Source organism: Streptomyces sp. NBC_00005, from assembly GCF_045160215.1.
GTDB lineage: Bacteria > Actinomycetota > Actinomycetes > Streptomycetales > Streptomycetaceae > Streptomyces.
In genome coordinates, this window is sequence record NZ_CP108316.1 from 9072825 (window position 1) to 9088831 (window position 16007).

Annotated in this window: 19 protein-coding genes; 11 read left to right on the top strand and 8 right to left on the bottom strand. The window is 71.3% G+C overall.

Annotation, left to right across the window (positions count from 1 at the left end; all coding sequences use genetic code 11):
* Positions 1–9: 9 nt before the first annotated feature.
* Together OG303_RS41375 and OG303_RS41380 are read right to left on the bottom strand one after the other, a co-directional pair.
* The gene (locus tag OG303_RS41375) at positions 10–657 is read right to left on the bottom strand and encodes an FMN-binding negative transcriptional regulator (protein ID WP_405875037.1); all 648 of its coding nucleotides are present in this window, start codon (positions 655–657) and stop codon (positions 10–12) included.
* Positions 657–1340, bottom strand: coding sequence for a pyridoxamine 5'-phosphate oxidase family protein (locus tag OG303_RS41380; protein WP_405875038.1), 684 nt, complete (start codon positions 1338–1340; stop codon positions 657–659). Before OG303_RS41380 ends, OG303_RS41375 begins: the two co-directional genes overlap by 1 nt.
* 79 nt (positions 1341–1419) lie before the next feature.
* On the opposite strand from OG303_RS41380, the gene OG303_RS41385 reads away from it, so the two are divergent.
* On the top strand, positions 1420–2751 hold the full coding sequence (locus OG303_RS41385) for an aminotransferase class I/II-fold pyridoxal phosphate-dependent enzyme (protein ID WP_405875039.1): 1332 nt from the start codon (positions 1420–1422) through the stop codon (positions 2749–2751).
* A 21-nt stretch (positions 2752–2772) separates the two neighbouring features.
* On the opposite strand, the gene OG303_RS41390 is transcribed toward OG303_RS41385, so the two are convergent.
* Positions 2773–3798 (bottom strand): DMT family transporter, encoded by a 1026-nt coding sequence (locus OG303_RS41390; protein WP_405875040.1) that lies wholly within the window; start codon positions 3796–3798, stop codon positions 2773–2775.
* Between the two features lie 75 nt (positions 3799–3873).
* Here OG303_RS41390 and OG303_RS41395 point away from each other — a divergent pair, with 75 nt between their 5' ends.
* Positions 3874–4776: a LysR family transcriptional regulator gene (locus OG303_RS41395; RefSeq protein ID WP_405875041.1), complete on the top strand. Its 903-nt coding sequence runs from the start codon at positions 3874–3876 to the stop codon at positions 4774–4776.
* Between the two features lies 1 nt (position 4777).
* Here the strand turns inward: OG303_RS41395 and OG303_RS41400 are convergent, their stop codons facing one another.
* Complete coding sequence (locus tag OG303_RS41400) at positions 4778–5245, bottom strand: pyridoxamine 5'-phosphate oxidase family protein (protein WP_405875042.1); 468 nt, start codon at positions 5243–5245, stop codon at positions 4778–4780.
* A 142-nt stretch (positions 5246–5387) separates the two neighbouring features.
* Here OG303_RS41400 and OG303_RS41405 point away from each other — a divergent pair, with 142 nt between their 5' ends.
* On the top strand, positions 5388–6044 hold the full coding sequence (locus tag OG303_RS41405; protein ID WP_405875043.1) for a cysteine hydrolase: 657 nt from the start codon (positions 5388–5390) through the stop codon (positions 6042–6044).
* Here OG303_RS41405 and OG303_RS41410 read toward each other — a convergent pair.
* Positions 6031–6537: a Rieske (2Fe-2S) protein gene (locus OG303_RS41410; protein ID WP_405875044.1), complete on the bottom strand. Its 507-nt coding sequence runs from the start codon at positions 6535–6537 to the stop codon at positions 6031–6033. The two genes, OG303_RS41405 and OG303_RS41410, sit on opposite strands and share 14 nt — an antisense overlap.
* Positions 6538–6728: 191 nt before the next feature.
* On the opposite strand from OG303_RS41410, the gene OG303_RS41415 reads away from it, so the two are divergent.
* The 7 genes from OG303_RS41415 to OG303_RS41445 all read left to right on the top strand — a co-directional run bounded on the left by OG303_RS41415 (position 6729) and on the right by OG303_RS41445 (position 12849).
* Positions 6729–7493, top strand: a complete 765-nt coding sequence (locus OG303_RS41415; protein ID WP_405875045.1) for a HipA family kinase — start codon at positions 6729–6731, stop codon at positions 7491–7493.
* On the top strand, positions 7490–7939 hold the full coding sequence (locus OG303_RS41420; RefSeq protein ID WP_405875046.1) for a DUF3037 domain-containing protein: 450 nt from the start codon (positions 7490–7492) through the stop codon (positions 7937–7939). The genes OG303_RS41415 and OG303_RS41420 overlap by 4 nt, the downstream gene beginning before the upstream one ends.
* Positions 7940–8065: 126 nt before the next feature.
* Positions 8066–8827: a 3-oxoacyl-ACP reductase FabG gene (gene fabG, locus OG303_RS41425; RefSeq protein WP_405875047.1), complete on the top strand. Its 762-nt coding sequence runs from the start codon at positions 8066–8068 to the stop codon at positions 8825–8827.
* A gap of 15 nt (positions 8828–8842) precedes the next feature.
* The gene (locus OG303_RS41430) at positions 8843–9613 is read left to right on the top strand and encodes an SDR family oxidoreductase (RefSeq protein WP_405875048.1); all 771 of its coding nucleotides are present in this window, start codon (positions 8843–8845) and stop codon (positions 9611–9613) included.
* A gap of 212 nt (positions 9614–9825) precedes the next feature.
* Positions 9826–11409 carry an ABC transporter substrate-binding protein gene (locus OG303_RS41435; protein ID WP_405875049.1) on the top strand — a complete coding sequence of 528 codons (1584 nt, stop codon included), beginning with the start codon at positions 9826–9828 and terminating at the stop codon, positions 11407–11409.
* Between the two features lie 117 nt (positions 11410–11526).
* Positions 11527–12210: a uracil-DNA glycosylase gene (locus OG303_RS41440; RefSeq protein ID WP_405875050.1), complete on the top strand. Its 684-nt coding sequence runs from the start codon at positions 11527–11529 to the stop codon at positions 12208–12210.
* 117 nt (positions 12211–12327) lie between these two features.
* The gene (locus OG303_RS41445) at positions 12328–12849 is read left to right on the top strand and encodes a hypothetical protein (protein ID WP_405875051.1); all 522 of its coding nucleotides are present in this window, start codon (positions 12328–12330) and stop codon (positions 12847–12849) included.
* Between the two features lie 39 nt (positions 12850–12888).
* On the opposite strand, the gene OG303_RS41450 is transcribed toward OG303_RS41445, so the two are convergent.
* From OG303_RS41450 to OG303_RS41460, 3 genes are all read right to left on the bottom strand, one after another.
* Positions 12889–13377, bottom strand: coding sequence for a hypothetical protein (locus tag OG303_RS41450; RefSeq protein ID WP_405875052.1), 489 nt, complete (start codon positions 13375–13377; stop codon positions 12889–12891).
* Positions 13378–13489: 112 nt separating this feature from the next.
* Complete coding sequence (locus OG303_RS41455) at positions 13490–14002, bottom strand: DinB family protein (protein WP_405875053.1); 513 nt, start codon at positions 14000–14002, stop codon at positions 13490–13492.
* Positions 14003–14044: 42 nt separating this feature from the next.
* Positions 14045–14695, bottom strand: a complete 651-nt coding sequence (locus tag OG303_RS41460; protein ID WP_405875054.1) for a TetR/AcrR family transcriptional regulator — start codon at positions 14693–14695, stop codon at positions 14045–14047.
* Between the two features lie 116 nt (positions 14696–14811).
* On the opposite strand from OG303_RS41460, the gene OG303_RS41465 reads away from it, so the two are divergent.
* Positions 14812–15999, top strand: a complete 1188-nt coding sequence (locus OG303_RS41465) for an FAD-dependent monooxygenase (protein ID WP_405875055.1) — start codon at positions 14812–14814, stop codon at positions 15997–15999.
* Positions 16000–16007 lie beyond the last annotated feature (8 nt).

Genomic DNA, 16007 nt, shown 5'->3' on the forward strand with positions numbered 1-16007 from the left:
ACCCACGGCTCACCGAGCCGCCGACCACACCCCGCGCCGCCGCAACTGTTGCTCCCGCGCCGCCGCGTCCCCGGCGCCGCCCCGTCCGGCAAGCCCGGCCGCGATCCGGTCCTGCACCTCCTCCGGTTTGTGGCTCGCGTACTTGAACTTCGCCCGTACGTCGACGACTTCGAGCCGCAGCCCACGGATACCGGAGAGGAACCGGCCGTACGGCGCCTCGCCCGCCGCCGCCCGCGCCGAACCGCCCTCCGGCTGGAAGTGGCCCACCTGGCGGTTCAGCAGCTCGGCCTTCCCGGCCGGGTCGTCCACCACGTGGGCCCGGCACCGGAGTTGGACGGCCGCGTAGAAGCTGGTCGGCACACCGTGCTCGGACGGGACGTCCGGCGGTGCCTGCCAGGGGCCGGGCACGTACACGTAGTCGTCCACCACGCTCAGCAGCACGTCCGGGTTCGCCTCCAGCGCGGGCCACAGGGGGTTGGGCCGGGCGAGGTGCGTGACGACCTCGGCGCGCTCGGCGTCGTAGGCGAAGTGGAGTGGCTGGACGTGGGGCGGCTCGCCCGGCAGGCCGTTGACGGCGAGCTGCCCGAAGTCGTGTGTGCCGAGCCACTGTTGCCACTCGGTGTCGTCGCGGGGCGCGTCCCAGGGGTGGATCAGCATCACGGCACCGCCAGGTAGTCGGGGAGCCCGATGCCGGGAGTCAGGTCGTCGTCCGCGACCGGGGTCTCGTAGCCCTTGCGGAGCGGGACGACGCCGGCCCAGTGCGGCAGGGAGAGGTCCTCGGGCTCGTCGTTCACGCCACCCGTACGGAGCTTGGCGGAGACCTGGTCCAGGTCGATGCGGATCACGGCGGTGGCGGCCAGCTCCTTCTTGTTCGCGGGCCGGGAGTCGGCGGCCCGGCCCGGTACGACGTGGTCGACCAGCGCGTCCAGGGCCGCCCGCTTCTCCTCGGGGTCCGTCACGTCGTGGGCGATGCCGTGCACCACCACCGACCGGTAGTTGATCGAGTGGTGGAAGGCCGAGCGGGCCAGGATCAGCGCGTCGACGTGCGTGACCGTCAGGCACACCGGCAGGCCCGGATCGGCCTTGCCGGTCATCCGCAGCGGGCGCGAGCCCGTCGAGCCGTGCACGTAGAGCCGCTCGCCGACCCGGCCGTACAGCGTGGGCAGTACCACCGGCGTCCCGTCGCGGACGAAGCCGAGATGGCAGACATAGCCCTCGTCGAGTATCGCGTGCACCAGGTCCTTGTCGTACGACGCGCGGTCCGGGGAACGTGTGGGGACGGTGCGGTCGGTCGGCGTGTAGGCGGCGGGCGGCGACGTCGGCTGGGCGGTCCCCTGCATGGCGATCTCCGTGGGTGTGAGCGGTGCTGGCTTCGTTCTGTCCTTGCGAAGCAGAATGCACTAGTGCATAATCTGCTTTGTGCTAGAAGGATATCGGATCGAAGGGCGACGCGCAGCAGAGATTGCGGCGAGCGTCGAGGGTGCGGTGGGCTCCGGCGAGCTGGAGCCGGGGCAACTGCTCCCGCCGATGCGGGAGTTGGCGGTCGAGCTGGGCGTGAACGCCAATACGGTCGCGTCCGCCTACCGGATCCTGCGGGAGCGCGGGGTCATCGAGACGTCCGGGCGCCGGGGCAGCCGGGTGCGGTCCAAGCCGGCCACCACGGGGCGTGAGTACGTCCGGATGGATGTGCCGGAGGGCGTGCGGGACGTGGCGAACGGCAACCCCGACCCGGCGCTGCTGCCGTCGCTGGCGAAGGCGTTCGCGGCGGCGGGCGAGCAGGGCGACCGGGCGCCCGTGCTGTACGGAGATGCCCTCGTGGAGCCCGAGTTGGCGCGGATCGCGCGCGCGGAACTGGACGCCGAAGGGGTGCCGGACGGGCCGCTGACCGTCGCCTCCGGCTCACTGGACGCCATCGAGCGGGTGCTCGCGGCGCATCTCAAGCCTGGGGACACCGTCGCCGTGGAGGACCCCGGATGGGGCAGCCTGCTCGACCTCGTCCCGGCACTCGGGCTGCGCACGGCTCCGATGGGCGTGGACGACGAGGGGCCGCTCCCGGACGACGTACGGCGGGCCCTGGCGGCCGGGGCGCGCGCCCTGATCGTCACCGACCGCGCGCAGAACCCGACCGGCGCCGCGGTGACCGCCACGCGTGCGCGTGCCCTGCGCGCCGTGCTCCGGGAGCACCCGGAGATCCTGCTCGTCGAGGACGACCACGGCCACGGCATCGTCGACCTCCCCCTGCACCCCCTGGCCGGCGTCACCCGGCACTGGGCCTTCGTCCGCTCGGTCGCCAAGGCGTACGGCCCCGACCTGCGCCTCGCCGTCCTCACCGGCGACACCACCACCGTCGACCGGGTGAGCGGCCGGCACCGGCTCGGGCCCGGCTGGGTCAGCCGGATCACGCAGCGGGTGGTGGTGCGGCTGTGGGCCGACGACGCGCTGGACCAGCGCGCGGTGGCGGCGGCGTACGGCAGCCGCCGCGACCTGCTGATCGACGCGCTCGCGGAACGAGGTGTGGAGGCCCACGGCCGCAGCGGCCTCAACGTCTGGATCCCGGTCCCCGACGAAACCGGCGCCGTCGCCCGGCTGTTGCACGCCGGCTGGGCGGTGGCCCCCGGCGCCCGCTTCAGGATGAGCGCACCCCCGGGCATCCGCATCACGGTCTCGACGCTCACACCGGAAGAGACGGTCCCGCTGGCGGACGAGGTGGCCAAGGCTCTGGACCCGGACCCGACCCGGAACTACGTATAGGCCGGGGACGGCATCCCCCCGTCAGGGGCGCGAGGCTGTATTTCGATCGGCGGCTCCGCCGCGTCGGCGCGGTTGGTCACCGACGACTCGCACGCGCGTACGCTCCTGGCGCCCCTCCCCATGGGGCGCACTTCGGCCACGAGCAGGCCGCGGCCTGGCCTGCGTCAACGCGGCCCCCGCCAGAACGATCACCGCACCGACGGGCGTCGACCAGCTCAACGACTCCCCGAGGACAGCCACGCCCGCCACCGTGGCGATGACCGGAATGAAGTACGTGACCATCTGCGCCGTGGTCGGCCCGACTTCGGCGACCAGGCCGTACTGGATGAGGACGGCCAGCCCCGTGCCGAGCGCACCCAGTGCGGCGATCGCCAGCAGCGGGACGACGGGAAAACGGTCCGGGAAGGTGGTGAACAGCGGTGTGACGACGGCCAGTTGCACGGTGGCCAGCAGCAACTGCGCGCCCGTCATGGACAGATGGGAGTTGCCGGAGCCCGCCAGCGTGCGGCGGACGTAGATCCAGCCGATGGGGTAGCTGAGCGAGGCCAGCAGGGCCATCGCCGTGCCCGTGGCGTCCAGGCCGTGGAAACCCTGCCAGGCGCCGAGGACCGTCAGGACGCCCAGGAAACCGAGGCCGAGGCCCGCGACGCGGAGCCGTGTCGGCCGGTCCTCGGAGAGGGCGACCAGGGACAGCGCCATGCCCCACAGCGGTGAGGACGCGTTGCAGATCCCCGCCAGGGTGGACGGGATCGTCAGCTCCGAGTAGGCGAAGAGCGAGAACGGCAGGGCGTTGAGCAGAAACGCGGCGACGGCAAGATGCCCCCACGTGCGCGCCCCGCGCGGCAGCCGCTCCCGCTTCGCCGCCATCGCGACGGCGAGCACCGCCGTACCGAACACCAGCCGCCCGAGCGTGACTTGGAAGGGCGCGTACCCGTCGGTGCCCACCTTGATGAGCAGGAAGCTGAATCCCCAGATCAGCGAGAGGACGCCGAAGCGCAGGCGCCAGTCGAGGGCGGGGCGGGTTCGGGGCGCGGTGACGGTGCTCATGGGCGTAACCATGCGGCAAGCGAACCTCGTAGCACAATCGAGATTTCGCGCCCGGTATCTCGTAGCATTGCTTATATGTTGAACCTGGAGCGCCTGCGCACCCTCGACGCCCTCGCCCGGCACGGCTCGGTCAGCGGGGCGGCCGAGGGGCTGCACGTCACGACGTCGGCCGTGTCCCAGCAGATGGCCAAGCTGGAGCGGGAGGTCGGCCAGCAGCTTCTCGCCAAGAACGGTCGGGGCGTGCGGCTCACCGACGCGGGCCGGCTGCTCGCCGAGCACGCGGCACGCATCCTGTCGCAGGTCGAGCTCGCCCAGTCCGACCTGGAGGCGCACCGCGGGCAGGTGGTCGGCGAGCTCAGGCTGTCGGCGTTCCCGACCGCCGCGCGCGGGCTGTTCCCCACCGCGCTGGCCGCCCTGCGCGCCGAACACCCCGCGCTACGAGTGCGCTCCAGTGAGCTGGAGCCGGAGGCCGGCATCGCCGGGGTGGTCCGCGGCGACCTCGACCTCGCGGTGGTGCTCGACTGGTACAACAAGCCGATGCCGCTGCCCGACGGCCTGGTGAAGGCGCCGATCCTGGACGACCCAGCCGATGTGGCGATGCCGGCCCGCCACCGGCTCGCCGGGCGGGACGAGGTGGACCTCGGGGAGTTCGCCGAGGACGAGTGGATCACCTGGGGGGAGGGCGAGTTCTGCCACGAGTGGCTGATGTTCACGCTCCGCTCGCGCGGCATCGAGCCCATCGTCGGTCACCGCGCAGCCGAGACCCACACCCAACTGGGCCTGGTCGAAGCTGGGTTGGGCGTCTGTATCGCCCCCCTGCTGGGCCGGCACCCGATGCCCGCCGGCGTCGTCACCGTCCCCCTCAAGCAGCGCGTGCGCCGGCACGTCTACGTCGTCTGGCGCGCGGACGCCGACCGCCGCCCGTCGATCCGGGCGGCGGTACAGGCGCTTCAGGACGCGGCGCGGAAGCTGGGATGACTCACGCGCCGCCCAGCTTCCGGAAGTCCCAGGACACGATCTTGTCCGGCGTCAGCCGTACCCAGGCGTGCCGGCCGTCGTGCGGCATCTCCTCCAGGTTGAAGTTCTTGCGGGCGAACAGGGTCTCCGGGACGTCGAGTTCGGCGCACAGCTCGCCGGTGCGCGGGAACTCGCCCACGAACTCGACGCTCCCGGACAGCTCGACGCCGCGCAGCTCGTCGTACTCCTCGCCGGTGTCGACCACGATCGCGACCCGGGGGTCGCGCCGCAGGTCGGTCCAGCGCTTGCTGCGCACGACGGAGTACAGCCACATCGAGGTGCCGTCCCAGGCGAACCACAGGGTGCTCACGTGCGGAGCACCGCCCGCCGTGACGGTGGCGACCCGGCAGGTGCGCTGCGTGACGAGGAACTCGTCCAGCTCACCGGGCGTCATCATGATCTTCCGGCCCCGGCGTTGAGTGACGGTCATGCGGCCCCCTCTTTCTCTCACGTCGTGTCAGAGGAACTCCAGTGATCCTCTGACATCACGTCAGAAAAGGATGGGTCGTCTTCCTTCCGTGCGCAATGGTGGCTAGCCTGCCCGCTCCGGACCGCCGCCGACAGGGGGACCCGTGCCGTCGTACGAACAGCTCAGCGAACTCCTCGACCCGGCGGCCACCGTGCTGCTGACCGTCGAGTGCCAGCAGGGGGTCGTCGGACCGGACAGTGCGCTGCCCGAACTGGCCCACCAGGCCCGCTCCTCGGGAGCCCTCGCCAACGTCGCCCGGCTGGTGGCGGCCGCGCACGAGACCGGGATCCAGGTCGTCCACGCGATCGCCGAGCGCCGCCCGGACGGCCGCGGCGCGAACCACAACGCCCGCCTCTTCCGCGCCGCCGAACGCCTCCCCGTCCAGCAGCTGTCCGGCACCGCGGCCGTCCGCGTGGCGGCCCCGATCGAGGTCGCCGAGGAGGACTTCGTCGTACGACGTCTGCACGGACTGTCCCCGATCCAGGGCACCGACGTCGACGCGCTGCTGCGCAACCTGGGCTGCCGCACGCTGGTCGTGACCGGTGTCTCGGCCAACGTGGCGATCCCGAACGCCGTCTTCGACGCCGTCAACCGCGGCTACACCGCCGTCGTGCCCGCCGACGCCATCGCGGGGGTGCCCGCCGAGTACACCCCCGCGATGATCCGTCACACCCTCGCATTGGTCGCTACGGTCGCGACCACGGACGAGGTGCTGGGCTGTTTCAAACGGCCCCGGCGTGCACGGGTCACGCCAGCGTGATCGAGTCCCCGCTCACGGTGACGTTCTGGGCGGTGAGCCCGGACGTCGCCGGACCCTTCTTCACGCTGCCGTCCTCGACCGAGAACTGGCTGCCGTGGCACGGGCAGACTATGGCGCCGTTGGCGATGCTGCTCACGGCGCAGCCCGCGTGCGGACACTTGGTCGAGAAGGCCTTGAAGCTCCCCGACGCGGGCTGCGTGACCACCACGGCCGGGTCCTTGAAGATCTTTCCGCCGCCCTCGGGGATGTCGGAGGTCTTCGCCAGGGCCGTGCCGCCGCCGGAGCCGGAGGAGGCACTGCTGCTCGCACTCGCTCCCGAGTCGCCGCCGGTCGACGCGTTCGCGCCGGCCTGGGTGTCCGAGGTGCCGGAGGAGGAGTCGTCGTCCGAGGATCCGCACGCGGTCAGCGCGACGGCGAGTCCCGCCGCGCCCACCGCCGCCATGACGGTACGGCGTGCCGGTTCCCCGGTGGGCTGAAGCGATTCGCTGGTCATGCGACGTTCCCTTCCATGGCATGTTTCGTGGATCTGTACAGGGGTACGGGCGCCGGGCACCCGGTGTTCAGACGTGGTCGAGAGCCTGGTCCGTCAGAGCCCAGAGGTGGGTAAAAGCACGCTGTCGCTTTGCTGTCGATGTCGGCGCACCGCGCGCCCTGGGGCCGCCGGTGCCCCAGTAACCTGGGGCGATGCTCAAGGAAGTGATCGCGACCCGCTACATCACGCCCCTGCGTGAGGGCGGCTCGCTGCCGGGACTCGTCGAGGCGGACGACTTCGGGACATACGTCATGAAGTTCACCGGCGCGGGACAGGGCCGCAAGACACTGGTCGCGGAGGTCGTCTGCGGTGAGCTCGCGCGCCGGCTCGGCTTCCGGGTGCCGCGCCTGGTGACCCTCGACCTCGACCCGGTGCTGGGGCTCGGCGAGCCGGACCAGCAGGTGCAGGAACTGCTGAGGTCCAGCGGCGGCACCAACCTGGGCATGGGCTTCCTCTCCGGCGCCCTCGGCTTCGACCCGCTCGCCTTCGCGGTGAGCCCCGAGGAGGCAGGCCGGATCGTCTGGTTCGACGCGCTGGTGAACAACGTCGACCGCTCCTGGCGCAACCCCAACCTGCTGATGTGGCACGGCGATCCGTGGCTCATCGACCATGGCGCCACCATGATCTGGCACCACAACTGGCCCGGCGCCGAGGCCTCCGCGGGCCGTTCCTACGACGCCTCGGACCACGCACTCGCCCGCTTCGGCCCCGAACTCGCGGGCGCCGCCGCCGAGTTGGCCCCCCGCATCACCGAGGAGCTCCTCACCGAGGTCACCGCCGAGATCCCGGACGCCTGGCTGGCCGACGAGCCCGGCTTCGACACACCGGACGACCTCCGGCGGGCCTACGCCCGCCCACTGCTGGCACGGGCCGCCGTCGTCCACGAGCGCGTCACCGGAATCGAGGAGGGCAAGTGAGCGAGCGCCACATCCACATGGCCGGCTCCGTGGTCGAGCGGCACATCATCCGCGGCGGGCAGGGCGGCGACCGGGACGTCTACGAGTACGCCCTCCTGCGCGTCGTACCGCGTGTCGAGCGCGGCGAGTGCATCAACGCCGGCGTGCTCGTCTACTGCCGCGCAAAGGCCTACGTCGGCGCCCGGACCCATCTCGACGAGGAGCGGCTCCTGGCCCTCGACCCGGAGGCGGATGTCGCGGGTGTCCGGGCCGCCCTGCGGGCCGTCGAGAGCGTGTGTGGCGGCGGGGAAGCGGCGGGTCGGGCCGCGGGCGACGACGCCGGACGGCGCTTCCGCTGGCTGATTGCGCCGCGCTCCACGGTCGTCCAGCCCGGACCGGTGCACACTGGGCTCACCGCCGATCCGGCGGCCGAGACGGAGCGCCTGCTCGAGCTGCTGGTGAGGTAATGGATCACACCCGCGCCGCGTGCCGTTGACACCGAGTGCCAGGCCTTCTAGCGTCACGTCTGCCGAAGGTACTAAGCGGTCGCTCACCAAGCGGGCGTACTTTCTCAAGGGCGAGGAGAACGAGCAATGTCCACCACTGAGCAGCGGGTCGCCGTGGTCACCGGCGGTGCGCGGGGCATCGGCGCCGCCACCGCCGTACGACTGGCCGCCGAGGGCCGTGCGGTCGCCGTGATCGACCTCGACGAGGCCGCCTGCAAGGACACCGTGGAGAAGATCACCGCGGCGGGCGGCAAGGCCCTCGCGGTCGGCGCGGACGTCTCGGACGAGGCGCAGGTCGAGGCCGCCGTCGCGCGCGTGGCCGCGGAGCTGGGCGCGCCGACGATCCTCGTCAACAACGCGGGCGTGCTGCGCGACAACCTGCTGTTCAAGATGAGCGTCGCCGACTGGGACACCGTCATGAACGTCCACCTGCGCGGTGCCTTCCTGATGTCGAAGGCCGTCCAGAAGCACATGGTCGACGCGGGCTTCGGCCGTATCGTCAACCTCTCCTCGTCCTCGGCCCTCGGCAACCGCGGCCAGGTCAACTACTCGGCCGCCAAGGCCGGTCTGCAGGGCTTCACCAAGACCCTCGCCAAGGAACTCGGCAAGTTCGGCATCACCGCCAACTCCGTCGCCCCCGGCTTCATCGCCACCGACATGACCGCTGCCACCGCCGCGCGCGTGGGCATGGGCTTCGAGGACTTCAAGGCCGCGGCCGCCACGCAGATCCCGGTGGCGCGGGTCGGCGAGCCGGACGACATCGCCAACGCGATCGCCTTCTTCACGGGCGAGGCGGCCGGCTTCGTCTCCGGCCAGGTGCTGTACGTGGCCGGCGGACCGCTCGACTAGGAGATCACGAACCCCATGACCGAACTGCCTGAACTGCCCGCACTCTCCGGCAAGGTCGCCGTCGTCACCGGCGCCAGCCGCGGCATCGGCTACGGCGTCGCCGAGGCGCTGATCGCCCGCGGCGACCGCGTCGTCATCACCGGCCGCAACGAGGACGCCCTCAAGGGGGCCGTCGAGAAGCTCGGCGCCGAGCGCGCCATCGGCGTGGCCGGCAAGGCGCACGACCTGGACCACCAGACCGAGGTCGTCGCGCGCACCATGGAGGCCTTCGGCCGCGTGGACTACCTGGTCAACAACGCCGGTACGAACCCGGTGTTCGGGCCGATCGCCGACCTCGACCTGGACGTCGCGCGCAAGGTCTTCGAGACCAACGTGATCTCGGCGCTCGGTTTCGCCCAGAAGACCTGGCACGCCTGGCAGAAGGACAACGGCGGCGCGATCGTCAACATCGCCTCCGTGGCGGGCCTCGCGCCTTCGCCCTTCATCGCCGCGTACGGCGTCAGCAAGGCCGCGCTGATCAACCTGACCCAGCAGCTGGCGCACGAGTTCGCGCCCAAGGTGCGGGTCAACGCGATCGCCCCGGCCGTGGTGAAGACCCAGTTCGCCAAGGCCCTCTACGAGGGCCGGGAGGCGGAGGCCGCCGCCGGCTACCCGCTCGCGCGTCTCGGTGTGCCCTCCGACATCGGCGGGGCCGCCGCGTTCCTCACCTCCGGGCAGTCCGACTGGATCACCGGCCAGACGCTCGTCGTCGACGGCGGCATCTTCCTGAACGCCGGCGTCGGCTGACGCGACCCGTTGCGACCGTAACGATCGGGCACACAAGGGCGCCGTTTCCTTGACGGAAACGGCGCCCTTGTCGTCGTACAGGAGACGCTCAGACAGATGACAACGTCGTCATAAACGAGCTGATCACGCCCTGGGTGCGAGCAGGGTCCAACCGCCGCGGCACTGCGGTATGGTCTGCCGACCCTTGGTACGGCAGATCGAGGAGCGTGCGCGTGTTCAACCGGAACCGATGCCTGCGGCAAGTGGCGGCCATCGCGTCCATATCGTCGCTGGTGGCCGGATGCGGCGTCCTCTCGTCGGACTCCTCCGACGACAAGGGACCCATCGTCGTCGGGACGACCAGCGCGCCCAGCACGCTGGATCCCGCCGCCTCCTGGGACCAGTCCTGGGAACTGTTCCGCAACATTTACCAGACGCTGCTCAATTACCCCTCCGGAGCGACCACACCGCAGCCGGACGCAGCGGACAACTGCCGCTTCTCGGACAGCTCCAACACGACGTACCGATGCGAGCTGCGCTCGGGCCTGAAGTTCTCCGACGGGCACGTGCTCGACGCCAAGGCGGTCAAGTACTCGATCGACCGGATCCGGAAGATCAACGTCAACGGCGGGCCCGTCGGTCTGCTCGGCAGCCTCGACCGGGTGCAGGCGCTGGGCGACCGGGAGATCGTCTTCCACCTCAACAAGCCCGACGCGACCTTCCCGTTCGTCCTCGCGACGCCCGCCATGTCGATCGTCGACCCCGACGAGTACCCGGCCGGCTCCCTGCGCAAGGACGACAAGGTCAACGGCTCCGGGCCGTACACGCTCCAGGCGTACGACGACGGCAAGAGGGCCGAACTCGTCAAGAACGACAACTACAAGGGCTACGCCCAGCGCAAGAACGACGCGGTGACCATCCGCTACTTCCAGGACTCGTCCACGATGGTCACCGCGCTGAAGGACAAGAAGCTCGACGTCGCCTTCCGCGGCCTCAACGCCGACGACATCGTCGACCTCCAGAAGCACGACGCGGGCGGGAACCTCCAGCTCATCGAGGGCTCCGGCACCGAGATCAACTACCTGGTGTTCAACCCCAAGGACCCGTGGTCCGACAAGGCCGCCGTTCGCAAGGCCGTCGCCCAGGTCATCGACCGCGGCGCGATCGCGCACAAGGTCTACCGGGACACCGTCGAGCCGCTGTACTCCATGGTCCCCAAGGGACTGACCGGCCACACCACCGACTTCTTCGACGACTTCGGCAGCCCCAGCACCACCAAGGCCCGCAAGTTCCTCACCGAGGCCGGCATCACCCAGCGCGTGCCGCTCACGCTCTGGTACACCACCGACCGCTACGGCTCCTCCACCAAGCTGGAGTTCGCGGAGATCAAGCGCCAACTGGAGGCCTCCGGTCTCTTCACGATCACCCTCAAGAGCCGTCCCTGGAAGACGTATGTGACGGGCTACCAGAAGGGCGAGTACCCGGTGTTCGGGCGCGGTTGGTCCCCCGACTTCCCGGACCCCGACAACTTCATCGCACCGTTCGTCGGCAACCAGAACGCGCTCGGCACGCCCTATCCGGCGCCCGAGATCACTGGGGTGCTGCTGCCCCGTTCCCGCAGCGAGAGCGACCGCGCCAACGTGGTCTCGGACTTCGAGCAGGCCCAGCAGATCCTCGTCAACGACGCGCGGCTGCTGCCGCTGTGGCAGGGCAAGCAGTTCGTGGCCGCGAGCGAGGAGATCTCCGGGGCGGAGCAGGCGCTGGATCCGTCGACGATCATGACGATGTGGTCGCTGTCCCGAAAGACCAGCTGGTAGCGGCGGGTTGTGCGGTGGCCGGACCGATTGTCAGTGGCCGCCTGTAGGTTCTGAGGCCTGGACCTGACCACACATCATCCAGTGCCACCGTTCACCGCACATCGTAAGGAAGTCGACGTGACCGACATCGCCATGCTGCCCGAGTCCTGGCGCGGGGTCCTGGGCGACGAGCTGCAGCAGCCCTACTTCAAGGAGCTGACGGAGTTCGTCGAGGAGGAGCGGGCAAAGGGTCCCGTCCACCCGCCGCGCGAGGAGGTCTTCGCCGCGCTGGACGCCACGCCCTACGACCGGGTGAAGGTCCTGATCCTCGGCCAGGACCCGTACCACGGCGAGGGACAGGGGCACGGGCTGTGCTTCTCGGTCCGGCCCGGCGTGAAGACCCCGCCCTCCCTGCGCAACATCTACAAGGAGATGAAGGAGGAGCTGGGCCTGCCGATCCCGGACAACGGATATCTGCTGCCGTGGGCCCAGCAGGGCGTGCTGCTGCTCAACGCGGTGCTCACGGTGCGCGGCGGCGAGGCCAACTCGCACAAGGGCCGGGGCTGGGAGAAGTTCACCGACGCGGTGATCCGCGCGGTGGCCGACCGGCCCGACCCGGCGGTCTTCGTGCTCTGGGGCAACTACGCGCAGAAGAAGCTCCCGCTGATCGACGAGACCCGGCATGTGGTCGTCAAGGGCGCGCACCCCTCGCCGCTGTCCGCGAAGAAGTTCTTCGGCTCCCGCCCGTTCACGCAGATCAACGAGGCGGTCGCGAGCCAGGGCCACCAGCCGATCGACTGGACCGTCCCGAACCTGGGCTGACCGCCGCCGGGCCGGTTCCGCACCGAACCGGCCCGGTGCCGCCTGACGGGGATTGCCCCAGGCGGCGGCTAGCGTCGGTCAGGACAGCCGACCAGCCGGCGAGTGTGCGGAGGACGCGTGGCCAAGGGACAGGAGCAGGCGGCGCCGGATGCCGTGATGACGCGGATCGGACAGGTCGTGATGTTGCATCACGCGGGCGACCGCGAGGAGGCCCGGCACCGCTACCTCCAGCTGTGGGCGGAGATCGGCGAGGACGGCGACCCGCTGCACCGCTGCACCCTGGCCCACTACATGGCCGACGCCCAGGACGACCCCGCGGACGAACTGTCATGGGACCTGCGGGCGTTGACGGCCGCCGAGGAACTCACCGACGACCGCCTCGCCGAACACGAGGGCACGCTCGCGGTGCGCGCGCTGTACCCCTCGCTGCATCTGAACCTCGCGGCCGACTACGTGAAGCTCGACCGCAACGGCGCCGCCCGCACCCATGTGCGCCGCGCCCGGGACGCGGCCGAGGCGCTGGGGGACGACAGTTACGGGGACGGGGTGCGGGCGGCCATCGCGCGGTTGGAACTGCGGCTGGGGGAGGACGGTCGAGACGGCGACGGGCGGTGGGGCCCGCCCCGCCAGCGGCCCTAGCCGGACGGGCCGGACAGGGCAGGAGGGGCTACAACCGCCTCAACGCCCGTACGTCTGCTCGCAGATGGCCGCCTCCGGACTGCCCGCCTGCCAGCCCCCGTACGTCCTGCCGAGGGCGCACACGTCCGTGTCCTTCGGCACCGACCCGGACAGGTCCGGGACGTCGACGAGTGGCTGCCCGTGGTGCCCGGACTTCGGATGCCCCGCCCGGGGACGGGACCGCTGACCGGAGTGAGGCGACGTCGGCTGCTCGGCCGGGGCGGGAGCCGTGGCAGCGGCCGACGCACCGTGCCGCTGCGGTGTCCTCGGCTCCGCCGGCCGGGACGGGCCGATCATCTCCAGCGCCTCGTGGACCGGCGCCTGCACGATCTGCGGCTCCCCGTCACGGTCCGCGCGCGGCGCCGACGGCCGGGACGGTGTCGCCGGTGGCGGGCCGGACACGGGCGGGCGCTGGACCGTCACACAGCCGGAGAGGGCCGAGACGGCCACGGTGACCAGGAGCGTTGCGGTGGTCGTCGTTCGATGCACCCGCGCAACAATGTCGGGTCCGGCGGCCCGGGGGACAGCGGACAAGCGGAGGATGCCCCGCACGGGTGATCTCCCGCCCCGTACGGAGGCCGCGCACCCGGTGCGGGTGACGTCAGTCGCCCGTGGCGCCGTCGATGCCCTCGCGGAGCAGGTCTGCGTGGCCGTTGTGGCGGGCGTACTCCTCGATCATGTGGGTGTAGATCCAACGCAGGTTGAACCGCTCACCGGTGCGCCGGCTCTTGCCCTCGGAAGTGTCGTCCAGACCGAAGCGGGCCGCGTTGGCCCGGGCGACGTCGATCTCGGCCTGCCAGGTGGCATACGCCTCGTCCCAGGTGTCCGCGTCCGTGAGATGGAACTCGCCGTCCGGGTCCTCGTCGCTGTAGTAGATCGGGCCCGGGTCGTCGTTCACGAGGACCTTGCGGAACCAGCCCCGCTCGCACTCCGCCAGGTGCCGCACGAGCCCCATCAGGGACAGTGACGACGGCGGCACGGAGGCGGTTCTGAGCTGGGCGTCGGTCAGTCCCTCGCACTTGAGCGCGAGAGTCTGCCGGTGGTAGTCGAGCCAGCCCTCCAGCATGGTGCGCTCGTCGGCGTCGGTCGCGGGTTCACGGCGTTCGGTGGTCATGACTGCATCCTTTCCCGACGCATCCGATCCCACCAGGAGTTTTCAGCCGCCGAGCATCCCGTCCAACAGCTCCCGCAGCCCTGCCCGTACGTCCTCCAGGCTCGGAGCCTGTGTGCTGAACGACCCGGCCACGCAGGAGAACATCAGCCCGTCCGCCCAGGCCACCAGCGACAACGCGTGCCGTGCCGGGTCGGTCGAGCCCATCGCCGTGACCATGCCGGTGAGCTGGTCGCGGAAGCGGGCACCGGCCGCGTCGAAGTACGCGCGCAGCTCGGGGCGTCGGGTCGCCTCCAGGGCCAGTTCGTAGCGGGCGAGCGTCAGTTCGCGGTTGCGGGTCAGGGCGCGGTGCGTCGCCAGCGCGAGTGCGTCGACGAGGGAGGCGAGACCGGCCGCCGGGTCCGGCATCTCGTCCAGCGCCAGCACCCGCGCCTCGCGTTCGGCCAGCCGTCGCACCGCCAACTCCAGGAGCGCCTGCCGGGTCCGCGCGAGGTTCGACGTGGAGCCCTGGGGGAGCCCGGCCACCTCGTCGACCGCCCGGTGGGTGAGGCCGCGCATGCCACGTTCCGCGAGCAGGGCGAGGGCGGTGTCGGCGACCAGGTCGGTGCGGGAGGTGGTGGTGGTGGTGGCGGTGGAGGTCGTGGCGGTGGTGGAGGCGGTGGCGCCGGCGGAGCGGTCGGGTGGGGAGGTCGGCATGGAAGTCAATCTATCGGGTGTACTACGGCTGTAGTACGGTGGTGGGGAGCGGCACTACATGTGTAGTGAGTCAGGTGGCGAGAGGGAGTGCCATGTCACATACCACCGCAAGTGCCATGTCACATTCCACTGAACGAGCCGTCGTGATCGGCGGCGGAATAGGCGGCCTGACCGCCGCAGTAGCCCTGCACCAGCGCGGCCGCCAGGTCACCGTGCTGGAACGAGCGGGCTCTCTGGACCCGGTCGGCGCCGCCATCTCGCTCGCCCCCAACTCCCTGCGCGCCCTGGACGTCATCGGGCTCGGCGACGAGATCCGCGACCTCGCCGCCTGGCAGGGGGACGGCGGACTGCGCACCCCGGGCGGGCGCTGGCTCTCCCGCTCCAGTGCCGACGCGGCGGCCGAGCGCTTCGGCGGCCCGATCGTCCTGCTGCACCGGGCCACCCTCGTCGCCGCCCTCGCCGCGCAGCTCCCGAAGGATGCCGTCCGTACGGCCGCCGCCGCGACCCTCGTCGACCCCGGCGACGCCGACCGGCCCGCCCGCGTGAGCACGCCCGACGGCGAGTGGGAGGCCGAGCTCGTCGTGGCGGCGGACGGCATCCACTCCGCCGTACGCCGGTCGCTGTTCCCGGAGCACCCGGGGCCCGTCTACTCCGGGTTCACCACGTGGCGGGTCGTCATCCCGGTGCCCGGCGTCGAGTTCGCCCCGCACGAGACCTGGGGGAGGGGCAGACTCTGGGGCACGCAACCCCTCAAGGACGGCCGCATCTACGCGTACGCCGCTGCCGTCGTCCCGGCCGGCGAGCGGGCGGCCGACGACGAGAAGGCCGAACTGCTGCGCCGCTTCGGCGACTGGCACGACCCGATCCCCGCCGTCCTCGCCGCCGCCCGCCCCGAGGACGTCCTGCGCCACGACGTGCACCACCTCGCCGAGCCCCTGCCCGCCTTCCATCGCGGCCGGGTCGCCCTCCTCGGCGACGCCGCGCACGCCATGCCACCCATGCTGGGGCAGGGCGGCAACCAGGCCATCGAGGACGCGATCGTGCTCGCCCACCACTGCGACGACCTCGCCGCCTACACGGCGGCCCGCCTGCCTCGTACGACCGCGGTCGCCCGGCAGTCCGTCAAGGCGGCCCGTCTCAACATGACGGGCAACCGCGCCGCGATCGCCGTACGCGACACCGCGATCGCCGCACTGTCCAAGGCGGTACCCGCGCTCCTCCTGCGCAGCTTCGATTCGGTCGCCGGCTGGCGGCCCCCGCAGCGGCCGTATGCTTCCGACAGGACCCCGGCAGGCAACCCCTAGAGGAGAAC